Below are 10,937 nucleotides of genomic sequence, written 5' to 3'. Positions count from 1 at the left end.
AATATTGTTGAGCCTTAGCTTGCAAATCCATTTATGAGCTTTTTTTGGAGGCAGTTGCCGATTGGAAAGGTGCGTTTGGTAAACTGAGGCTCAACGAGAAGCGGCAACACTCCACTCCTCCAACTTCTGCTTCAGCAGTTCCTTCGACGGCAAGTAAAGCTGATATTGACTCGCTACGCTCGCCCTACGGGCTGCCTGCGGCAGTCTATCTCCGCTGCGCTCCGGTTCCTTCGCGTGGATGTTGGCGTCTTTCGGCAGGGTGAGTTCGACGATGGTCTTTTTGGCGGATTTGCAGAGGAGGAGGCCGATGGTGGGGTTCTCCTCCGGGAGCTTCACCTCGCGGTCGAAGTAGTTCACGCCCGCCCCGTGAGATAGCCGGCAAGACGCGATTTGATGTAGCGCTTGCCCCAGGCGGTTTTCAGATATTTCTCGCGCTTCGTAGCGTCCTCGCGGGTTCGGCACGCTTCGTAATATACGAGTTCCACGGGAAGCCGCCCCTTGGTAGATGGCACCTTGCCGTCTTGATGCTCTCCAAAGCGCCGCTTGAGATCGTTGGTGTAGCCGACGTAGAAATTGCCGTCGGCGTGGCTTCGAAGGACATAGACGTAGTGCATGTTCATATCTCACGGGGTAAATCTCCATCTGCCCGAGGTCTTGATGCGTCGCCTTGTCCAATTTTACCCCGTGAGATAAGGGCGTCCGTTGGGCTATTCGCCTCTGGTTTGAGTATCTCACGGGGTGAAGGTCGATAATGACGTAGCAGCGCAATAGGCGGTTGTAGAAGATTGACCCCGTGAGATAAGCACTCGTTTCGCTTTTGGACTGTCGAAGCTGGTATCTCACGGGGCAGGGATCGACGAAGTAGTGGTCCTCATCGAAGGTGAAGCGCTTTTGGCGGGCCTCGAAGAGGAAGCCTTTGCCGAGTTCGAGCAGGAAATGCTCCAAACGGTCGATGATGGCCTGCTCCAGATCGGACTCGGAGTAGCCGGATTTTTCCTCCAGGCCCAAAAACTCGAGCACGAGCGGCTCCTTCAGCAAATCCTCCGGCCTCACGATGACCTGCCCTTCCTTGGCGAGCTTGCGGATGCCCGCCTTGTCCCGGCTGAGCGCGAGCCGCTCGTAAAGGCAGGAAGCTTTCTGGCGCTTCAGCTCCGGCACGGACCATCCGGCATTCGTGGCCTCGATCTCGTAGAAGCTGCGTTCGTCGGGGTCTTTGATGGTGAGGAGGACGAGGTAGTGCGTCCAACTGATGGTGAAGGGCGATTTCAGAATAGGCTGCTCGGAAATTGGGGATTGCCCAATAGTCTGTTGGGCAATCTTTGGGATCGCCAATTTGCCAGTAGGCTGCTGGCAAATCTCGGAGTCGGCCAATTGCCCAATAGGCTGTTGGGCAATTTGAGGGACGCGATGCTGCCATTCCAGATAGAACCGCCTCATGTATTCCAGATTCGCCTTGGAGAACCCCCTCCCAAACTCCTCGGTGAGCCTCGCGGATAGCTCCTTCAACAACTCCGCGCCATACGCCGCACGCTTCGCGCCTTTTTGCTCGTGCTCGACGATGCGGCGACCGATTTCGAAGTTGGTCATGACCTGGAAGGTGTCCACGACGGTGGCGACACCTCGGCGGGCGCTCTGGATGAGCTGGCGGACCTCGGTGAGCAGACCTTTGAGGCTGTCCGGTTTGGCTTTGGCCGTGGGGAGCGATTTCTTGGAGGCGGACGGCTTTTTCATGGCTTCGCCGGACAATTGGGCGGGCTGCTCATGCCTTGCAACTGGACGTTCTGCTGATGAGCTTCGGCTGAAGCCGAAACCACTTTTTCACTCCACGACGCGTCGATTCAAAAACGGATAGCTCGTCACGATCTCGGTGATGAGCGTCTGCATCTTGTGGCCGTCGTTCGCGATAGTCTTGAGCATTTGGTCCACGATGACGTGGTCGTAGCCATCGAGCTGGCGGCAGAGAGTGTAGGCGAGGAGTTTTTCGGTGAGGTTGCGGGTCAAATCGGTCTCGCGGGCGGCGATGAGGGCTTTGAGTTCCTTCGGTGAAGAGAAGCGTTTGCCGCCGGGGAGTTCGCCGACGGCATCAATGGCACCGCCGGACTCGTCTTTGTCGCGCCAGCGGCCGATGGCGTCGAAGTTTTCCAAACCGAAGCCGATGGGGTCGAGGAGTTTGTGGCAGTTGGCGCACACAGCGTTGGTGCGGTGCAGTTCGGTGCGTTGGCGCAGGGTGAGGTTGGCGACTTTCTTCTGATCCTGCTTTTCCAGCGCGGGCACGTTCGGCGGCGCGGGCGGCACATGCTGGCCGAGCACCTGCTCCAGCACCCACACGCCGCGCTTCACGGCGCTGGTGCGTGTGGCGAAGGACGTGGTGGCGAGCACGCCGGGCATGGCCAGGATGCCGCCGCGGTTCGCATCGGTGAGCTTCACCTTTTGCATGTCGGAGCCGGCGATCTTCTTTTCGAGGCCGTAGATCTTTGCGAGCGTGCCATTGAGGAAGGTGTAGTCGCTGTTCACGAAGCTGACGACGCTGCGGTTCTCACGCACGATGCTTTCAAAGAAGAGCCGCGCCTCGTCATACATGGCGGAGCGCAGTTCAGGGGTCATTTCGGGGAACTTGGCCTCGTCGAAGGTCTTGTCCTTCAATTCGGCGGTGCCGAGCCACTGCGCTCCGAAGCCGTCAAAGAGCGCTCGTGAGCGTTTATCAGACAAAAGACGCTTCGTCTGTGCTTTGAGAACATCGGGCTCGTGCAGCTTGCCTTCGTCGGCGAGCTTTGACAGCTCCGCATCCGGCATGGTGGCCCACAGCAGATACGAGAGGCGGCTGGCGAGTTGGTAGTCATCCAGCGGCACGATCTTTTCGCCTTTGGGCGTGTCTTTGGATGGCGTGATGAACAAGAACTGCGGAGAGACGAGAACGGCCTTCAGCATGAAACGCAGCGCGGCGATTCGTTGAAGTTTGTTTGCTTGAGCGAGAGCAAAAACGCTGACCAGCACATCGAGTTCGGATTCGGTGGGCGGTCGTCGGTAAGCCGTGCGGGCAAGGCTGCGTGCAACTTCTCTGACGTGAACCTCCTCGCCCCCAAACAGCCGCTTCTGAGCCTCAGCGGGCATTTTCTTCAGCGCGGCATTCGCGATGCCGAGATACTGCTCAGTCTGCATCGGCGAGAGCGAATTGGGATAGCCCTCGCCGGGCACGTCATCGGGCAATTCCTTCGCGATGGATGCATCCACGCCGAGGAAGTCGTGCAGCGTATTGCCATACTCCACCTTCGTGAGGCGGCGGATGACAAAGGGGCCAGGATCACGAGCAGCGAGGTATTTGACCTGGGCGACGGCATCGAGAAAGCGCTTCCGCTCGTCTTCGCTGGGCTGGTCGGCATCGTCCGGCGGCATGTCGTGTGCATTCACGTTCGCGATGGCTTCCATCCACTTGCGAGCAAAAGCCGAATCACCCGGCTTTCGCACCGCGACCTCTAGATTAAGCCCAGCCTTGGAGCGTCGATTGCCATGGCATTCGACACAGTATTCTTTCACAAACTTCTCGGCATGCTGCTTGAAGGCTTTTTGAGCCGTGGCTTGCATCGTGGCAAAAGCTGAGTCCGCAGCCGATTGAGCAAATCCCGGCGCAGAGGTCCACATGACCGTTAGGCACATCGCTGCGGCTAGCCTGATAGGAGTTTTTGAGAGTGGGAGAAAATGTTCGTGCGACATTGGCATCCACTGAACGTGCCTTTGCATCCCTATCTTCGTATCTTGACCTTCATCCAGCGATCCTTCAGCTTGAAGCCTCTTTTATGAAGCGACCCGCCGAAAAGTATGACATCCAAGATGGCTACTACGTGCTCATCATCGTGCAGAACGGCAAGGTGATCCACTTCACGCCAAATGTGAGCTTATCACACGCGGACTTCGTAAAACGAAGCGTCGGAAAACTGCCGTCTGACGCCTGGGTAGGCTCCGCGACGAAAAACGACGGTTTTCTCACCGCCATCAACTCCTACACCTTCTACCAGAACCAACTTCCCGCCTCGCCAGAAATCCAGAGTGTGGTGAAGAAGCAGTTTTGCTGAGGCTCTGACTTTCAGGGCTCCAAAATCTTGGCAACCCCGGAGGCGACAGCGATGGCCCGGCTATCATGCTTTTCGAGCCAGCATCCGCGCTTCAAAGCGATCCAGCAGCTCTTCGTCAGCGCGGAAGGTGGTTTGCTTGAGGTCGTAGAGCGAGGTGACACCATCGAGGAGGCCGCGTTCGTCCGCGAGGTCGAGGATATTCAAGGTGCCGATGGGGAGCAAGCCGCGGGCCTCCGCTGCAGCGCGGCCTCGGCGCTCGTCCATGAGTACAATGGAGACAGCTTTTTCGATGGCGAGGCTGATGGCCTCGGTTTCGCCGTGGCCGAGCTGAATGGTGCCGTCCACCTGAGAGACTTTCACGACGTGGAGCCAGTGAGGCAGCTTTTGCAGCCAACCTGTGACAGCGGCGGGCGCTTTGGGATGGTAAAGCTCCGTGAGCACCGCTTCTGGGATCATCACCTCGCCAAACAACTGATGAAGAACCTCAACTTGGTCGATGAGAACGAGGTAATTCAGCGGTGTGGTATCCGCCACGACGACGCTTGGGGCGCTCATGACTGGAGCGCCACGCGGAGTTTTTCAGCACTGGCCTCCAGTTCTTCCCAGCTCGGCTGTTGCTCGGCACCGTGTCGCTTGAAGAAGGCCTCGGCCTCGTGAAAACCCAGTCCGAGCATCTCAGCGGCCTGGCCACGAGAGAGCCTGCCTTCGCGGTAGCTTTCCGTGATCAGCATCTCACGGGCGCGTTCGGGCGCATCGGCTGTGTCGAGGCCAAGCAAACGCTTCCAAGCATCCGGGAGTTCGAGAACGAGTGTCATGGGGCCAGCATACTTTTTCATTCCGGCTCCGCAAGCAGGTGGTTTAGGCGGTCGAACCTACAGCTTGTTCGGCACCACCTTCGTCCACGGGCTCCATGCACCGAGCGCATGCTGTTGGATCTTGCGTTTCCAAATCTTGTTTCCGCAGAAGGCGTAGAGCGTGTCTTTGTCCTTGCCGCCGATGGCGACGGCGGTGACGCGGCCGCGATCAGGGACGGTGAGGATGACCTGTGTGGGGCCGTCGTCGGCGCTGATTTGGATGCCGCTCTTGGTTGCGATGAATTGACGGCCTTCCTGCGAGTAGCAGAGGCATTCGGGGCCGGCGTCGTCATCCCAATCTTGGACGTGAAGGTGGAAGAAGCGCTCTTTGTTGATGAGCGAGCCGTCGTCGGCAATTTGATAGCTGTAGGCCCATTTTGAGTGGCCTTCGGCGACGCTGAGGAGCCATTGGTCGGGACGGAAAGCGAGGCCGGTGGCGAATTTGATGCCGGCATCGACTTGCTTCTTTTTGCCGTCCTTGATGAGCCACACGCTGCCGCCGTTGTTGGGCTTCTTCGCGTCGTTGTCGGTGACGTAGAGGCTGCCATTCGGATGCGCGAGGATGCTGTGGCCGAGGATGCCGTCCAAAACGACGCTGGACTTGCCCGAGGTGTCGTAGCGCAGGAGTTGGCCGGATTTCTCGGAGATGGTGTAAAGCGATCCATCGGCTCCAACGCTGACGCAATGCGCATTGCCGGTTTTTTCGGCGAAAACGCTGACTTCATCGTTGAGGCCGATGCGATGGATTTTGTCGGCGGATGTGTCGGCGAAGAAAACTTCGCCATTCGCGGCGGTGGAGGCTCCGCGAGTGCTTTTGAAGCCCTCGGCGACGAGTTTCCAGTCTTCGCCGGGGAGGAGGATTTCTTGGGCTCGCGGGGCACTGGGGCCTGCTTTGACCTTCTCGGGCCAGTTTTTCCAAATGAAGGCCATCGCCTCCATCCAGTGCTCCGCGTAACCGGCGACGTGCTTGCCGTCGATGGTGCGGAACTGGTAGTCGTAGCCGGAAAACTTGAGTGCTTTGTCCATCTCCTGATCGACGAGGAACCAGTCGCCTGCCGCGTTTTCCATGTCGTGCGTGGCGGTGGTGAGATACGAGCGTATGGGCCGTGCCTCGAATTTTCGCACCATCGTGGGAAACTCATGTCCGCCGCGAAACGCCACCCAACTGCCGCTGGCGGCATAAACGCGGCTGAAGGCCTCCGGGTGGTGCCAAGCGGCGGTGAAGGCTGCGATGCCGCCACTGCTTCCGCCGACGATGCAGCGATCATTGCCGCTGGTGCTGAGATTGAGCTGATACTGCTTCGCGACGAAAGGCAGCACTTCCTCGTCAAAGAAGCGGACGTTGTTTTCGCTGATGCCGTCGTATTCAAAGTCGCGATTGCGACGAGGCGCGGTGCCTTTCATCGGTGCTGGCACCTCGCCGGGCCGCACGAAGACGCCGACCGTCACCGGCATCTCCTTCGTGGCGATGGCGAGCTCGAGGTTCGCCTTCTCACGTGGGTTGTAGCCATCGGTCTTCACATAAACGCAGGCCGGCTTGCTGGCGTCGTATTGCGCCGGGATGAAGACGGTGATCTCACGCACGGTGCCGGGGAAGATCTTGCTCTGCGTGAACTGGAAGGTCTCGATGCGGCCGGGTTTGATGTCCTGCGCGAAGGACGAATGGCCGCAAAAGAACGCAGAGATCGCAAGAAGGGAGAAGAAGCGCATGAGAGGGGCTGCTGGAGATTACTTCGACGCGGGGAGGGCGAGTTCTGACTCGGGCACGAGCTTGATTTCCACGTCGGTGCTTTTGAGATGCTTGTCGAAGAAGGCCTGCATGAGCTGGATGACGGCAGGTTTGCCGAAGGCGGGACCACCGTGGCCGGCACCGGGCAGGGTTTGGAGCCAAACAGGGATGTTTTGGGCTTTGAGAGCTGCCTCAAGCTGTACGCTCTGCGCATACGGCACGAGCGTGTCGTGCGTGCCGTGGAGGATGAGGAAGGGCGGATTGTCTTTGCTGACGTAGTGCACGGGGCTCACGGCATCGGCTTTCGCTTTGTCGTCTAGCTGGGCACCGATGAGGCCGGAGTAGGGATCACTGGGTGTGTTGAAGGCAAAGATGTTCTTCACGTTTTTGTCCTCAGCGGCTTGTTGCACGACGGTGCTGAAGTCGGCGGGGCCATAGATGTCGATGACGGCTTGCACGCGGTCGGATTGATCAAAATAGCCGCCGATGGTCGGAAAGGCCTTTTTGCCGCCGGAGGTGCCGACGAGCGCGGAGAGATGACCGCCCGCGGAGCCGCCGACGGCTCCGAGATGCTCGGTGTCGAAGTTGTAGTCCTTCGCATGCGCACGCAGCCATCGGATGGCGGCTTGGCAATCCTGGATCTGTGCGGGGAAGACGGCTTTTTGGCTGAAGCGATACTCCACACTCGCCACAGCATAGCCCTTGAGCACCATCGCACTCACAGGGCAGGGGAATTTGTTCCCCGCACGCCAGCCGCCGCCGTGGATGTGGACGATCAGTGGCAGCGGCTTGTCGGAGGGCTTCTCGGGCAGGTAGATGTCGAGCTTCTGCGCTTCGTCGCCATTTTCGATGTAGGCGATGTCGCGTTCTAGTTTGATGCCTGCGGGTAGTTGGCCAGGGCGCGGCGGCTCAGCAAAGACGGTGACCGTCAAAAGGGTGACGAGAAGGATGAGCGTTTTCATGTGAGCAGGTGATTGCGTTCGTGATTGGAGGTGATGCGTGGCGGGTCGTGGATCGTAGGCAGTTCGACTTCGATTGCCAATCGTAGCTATTTTGGTGCGGTCCAAAGTGTGGCTTCGACTGCGCGGTCGGAGCCTTGAGGGCCATTGAAGTAGTAAACCGTGAGCACTCGACCATCTGGCCGAACAAGCGTGCGCGGGTAACCCAGATCGCCATCGAAGCCGTCGTCGCGGAGGACGATCTCGGGAGTCCACGTCTTGCCCTCATCGCTGCTGAGGCGTGCGCGGATGCCGGTGGGCTTTCTGCGATGGCCGTAGGTCACACAGAGGCGGCCATCGGGGAGCAAAACGGTGGCGGGTGGATTGCCGCCGATGTTACCAGTTACATCGCTGACCTTGGACCACGTCTTCCCGAGGTCATCACTGCGCCATAGCTCGATGTTGTATTCTGGTTTGCCGCGTCGCAGCGTCGTGAGCAAGGCACCGCTCTTCGTCCGCACGCTGCTGGGCATGATGGCGAAACCACCCTTCGGTGGCTCGTCGCCGATGTAGCCCTGGAGCTGCCATGTCAGCCCTCCATCCGTCGTGCGAGCACAAAAGACGCGGCCTTCTTTGTTGTCCGACTTCTTGCCGCAGCTACCGAACATGAGGCACTCACGCGGCCCGAGCGGTATCAAATCGGTGCGAGTGGAGATGCCGTCCACACCTTCAACATCGAACTTGAACGGCCCTTGCCAGGTCTTGCAGCGGTCCTGTGTCGTATAGAACCACGACGGGCCGACATGCAGGCCTTTGAAGCGAAACATCATCGCAAAATCAGCCGAGGTGAAGTCGAGCGGCTTCTTCAGCGCCACGGCCTCGGGCTCGTTCTTCCGATCTGAGTAAGGTTGATCCGCCTCGACCTTCCATGTCTTCCCACCATCGAGACTACGAGCCTGGACGCGATGGCTCGGCTTCGTGCGGTCAATGCGATGATCGGTCGTTGTCTCCTTGTAATAGGTGGCCGTGAAACCAACGACCAGCTCATCGCCCCACTGCCACAGCCCCTGATTCGCCGGCCAACCGCCGTAGCGACCGGGTTCCTTATAGACGATGAGGTTCTCAGCCGAAGCAGGCTTCCATGTCGGAACCACGGATGCGATGACTTTCGGATCGCCCGCATCGAGCTTGGCTCCATCTTGAGCGAGAGCTGACAGAGACGCGAACGATGCGGACGCGATGAGCAGACTGAGGTGATTCATGATGTGTGACAATAGGTTGGCCGCCAAAGAGCGCAGAGGTTGCAAAAATGTTGTTGATCCAGCCTTGCGCTCCTTGTGTTCCTTGGCGGCTAAGACATCGGTAAACTACGCCAGCTTGTAGCAATCCGCCCACTCCGCACGCGGTGCGGGGCCGGCGAGGCGAGCATTGGCTTCGTCGTTGCCGATGAAGCGCTTGGTCTGCGGATCGAACTGGAGATCCACATTCAAATACTCGGCGATGGTGCCGAGATTCAGCACCTGCGTGAGAGATCCTGAGATGCTGAAGGGCGATTCGGTTGTGCCTTCGCCCATGCAGGCATTGACGAAGCTGTCCTGGTGATTGAGCTCCAGGGGATGCAGTCCCATCGCGTCTTTGTTCTCCACCATCTTCGCCCGAGGATACAGGAGTGAATGACGATCATGCGAGCCGCGCTGCACGAGGTAATCGCCTTGTTTACGGTGCAGCAGGGTTCCAGCGCCGCCGGGGTTCGGGATCACCACTTTGCCATCGGGTCCTGGGTCGCCGTATTTCTCTTCGATGTCGAATTTGATGTCGCCACCGGCTTTCCAGTGAAGCTCCACGGCAGGTAGTTTCTCGCCACGAGCCGGGAACTCGAAGCGGATGTCCGAGCTGAGCGGGTAGCTAATTTTGTTGTAATCGGCGAGCGCTAGCGGCGTGATGCGCGTGGGGAGGCCGAGTTTCAGATGATGATGGGCAAAGTCGATGATGTGCGCACCCCAGTCGCCAAACATGCCGCCGCCGTAGAGATGGAAGCCGCGCCAGTTAAACGGGTGATACATCTTGCTGAAGGGTTTCACCTCTTGCGGCCCGCACCAAAGATCCCAGTTCAGCGACTCGGGCTTTGGCTCTTTCGCCGGATAGCCTTTCACCAGCGCACGCTCCGCCGCATTCATGAACCACAGCGAGGGCGATTTCCATGCCTGGATCTTCACGATGTCATCCACGATGCCTGCGGCGAGCATTTGCTTGAACTGCTCCGCTCCCGCTGAGGTGTGGCCCTGGTTGCCCATCTGCGTGACCACTTTGAACTTCTTCTCCGCCCGCATGAGGATCTCCGCCTCTTCAAAGGTGTGCGTGAGCGGCTTCTCGACATACACATGCTTGCCGAGCGCCATCGCGCTGATCGCCGCGACGAAGTGCGTGTGATCCGGCGTCACCACGCTGACCGCGTCGATGTCTTTGCCCATCTTATCGAGCATTTCGCGGAAATCCTGGAAGCGCTTCACATCGGGAAACGCCTTCAAATTCTTCTCCAAACTCTTCGCCGTGATGAAATCCACATCCGTGAAGGCCACCGGAGTAGCCTTGCCATCTGCCGTGAGTCCCGGAATGACGCTGCCCGCACGCCCACCGATGCCGATGCAGCCCAGATTGATGCGCCGACTCGGCGGCAGCTTCGGATTGTCCGCCGCACGAGCGCTAGTGAGGTAGGCAGGGAGGAAATTGAAACTCAAGCTCGCTGCAGCGGCTTGTTTGACGAAATGACGACGGGAGGGCGAAGAGGGGATGTCGGATGTTTGCATGGTTCAGTAATCGAGTGGGAAAATCTGAGTTGGAGGCCAGAAGAGATAACACAGTGAGATAGGCATCACTTTCGAGGATAAGGCCCCAGATGCTCGTGGGCGATGAGCCAGTGGCCATCGACTTTGCGCAGGATCGTGGTGCCACGACCGCCGCCGGAGGATTCCTGACCACTGATGAGGCCCTTCCAGCGGAACTCATAGCGGCAGACGGCCACGTCTTCGGTGGCGACCGTCCAGACGATGTCGTGAAGGCTGAATACCTCGTTTTCGATCAGCTTGAAAGTCTTCTCGAATGCTCCCTTCGCCGCCGCTTTGCCGACAAAGGTATCCTCCGTGAAAATGAACACGGCATCCTCCGCCACATGCGGGGCGATTCGATCCCACGAATGCGTGTTGAGAGCCTCGACGTAGGCGGAGAGTGCGGTGGCGTGGTTCATATCGGTTGGAGCAGCGGCAATGGTAACGATGGATAAGCCGCCAAAGAACATCAGGAGGAGATTTTTCATGGAGATGCGTTGGTTTGACCCAGATGACCGGCA

Annotated in this window: 10 protein-coding genes; 1 reads left to right on the top strand and 9 read right to left on the bottom strand. The window is 58.8% G+C overall.

The annotated features are described in order from the left end of the window. Window positions 1–90 precede the first annotated feature (90 nt). A complete protein-coding gene (locus IPK32_19955; protein ID MBK8094172.1) occupies window positions 91–1,731 on the bottom strand; it encodes a DUF1016 family protein in 1,641 nt (546 codons plus the stop codon). A gap of 87 nt (window positions 1,732–1,818) precedes the next feature. After that, window positions 1,819–3,738: a DUF1592 domain-containing protein gene (locus IPK32_19950; protein MBK8094171.1), complete on the bottom strand. Its 1,920-nt coding sequence runs from the start codon at window positions 3,736–3,738 to the stop codon at window positions 1,819–1,821. 56 nt (window positions 3,739–3,794) lie between these two features. Between IPK32_19950 and IPK32_19945 the strand changes: the two genes are divergently transcribed. After that, the gene (locus IPK32_19945; protein ID MBK8094170.1) at window positions 3,795–4,070 is read left to right on the top strand and encodes a hypothetical protein; all 276 of its coding nucleotides are present in this window, start codon (window positions 3,795–3,797) and stop codon (window positions 4,068–4,070) included. A 63-nt stretch (window positions 4,071–4,133) separates the two neighbouring features. Here IPK32_19945 and IPK32_19940 read toward each other — a convergent pair whose 3' ends face one another. The 7 genes from IPK32_19940 to IPK32_19910 all read right to left on the bottom strand — a co-directional run bounded on the left by IPK32_19940 (window position 4,134) and on the right by IPK32_19910 (window position 10,904). After that, window positions 4,134–4,625, bottom strand: coding sequence for a DUF3368 domain-containing protein (locus IPK32_19940; GenBank protein MBK8094169.1), 492 nt, complete (start codon window positions 4,623–4,625; stop codon window positions 4,134–4,136). Continuing rightward, entirely contained in the window at window positions 4,622–4,885 is a 264-nt protein-coding gene (locus tag IPK32_19935) for a UPF0175 family protein (protein ID MBK8094168.1), read from the bottom strand. Before IPK32_19935 ends, IPK32_19940 begins: the two co-directional genes overlap by 4 nt. A gap of 57 nt (window positions 4,886–4,942) precedes the next feature. Further along, window positions 4,943–6,634: an SMP-30/gluconolactonase/LRE family protein gene (locus tag IPK32_19930; GenBank protein MBK8094167.1), complete on the bottom strand. Its 1,692-nt coding sequence runs from the start codon at window positions 6,632–6,634 to the stop codon at window positions 4,943–4,945. An 18-nt stretch (window positions 6,635–6,652) separates the two neighbouring features. Further along, entirely contained in the window at window positions 6,653–7,615 is a 963-nt protein-coding gene (locus IPK32_19925; protein MBK8094166.1) for an alpha/beta hydrolase, read from the bottom strand. 86 nt (window positions 7,616–7,701) lie between these two features. Further along, the gene (locus IPK32_19920; protein MBK8094165.1) at window positions 7,702–8,853 is read right to left on the bottom strand and encodes an exo-alpha-sialidase; all 1,152 of its coding nucleotides are present in this window, start codon (window positions 8,851–8,853) and stop codon (window positions 7,702–7,704) included. Window positions 8,854–8,958: 105 nt separating this feature from the next. Then, entirely contained in the window at window positions 8,959–10,398 is a 1,440-nt protein-coding gene (locus IPK32_19915) for a Gfo/Idh/MocA family oxidoreductase (GenBank protein MBK8094164.1), read from the bottom strand. A 65-nt stretch (window positions 10,399–10,463) separates the two neighbouring features. Then, on the bottom strand, window positions 10,464–10,904 hold the full coding sequence (locus IPK32_19910; GenBank protein ID MBK8094163.1) for a nuclear transport factor 2 family protein: 441 nt from the start codon (window positions 10,902–10,904) through the stop codon (window positions 10,464–10,466). Window positions 10,905–10,937 lie beyond the last annotated feature (33 nt).

The organism is Verrucomicrobiaceae bacterium (assembly GCA_016713035.1).
In the GTDB taxonomy this organism is placed as follows: Bacteria; Verrucomicrobiota; Verrucomicrobiia; order Verrucomicrobiales; family Verrucomicrobiaceae; genus Prosthecobacter.
This window is presented reverse-complemented; position numbering and strand designations above follow the sequence as displayed.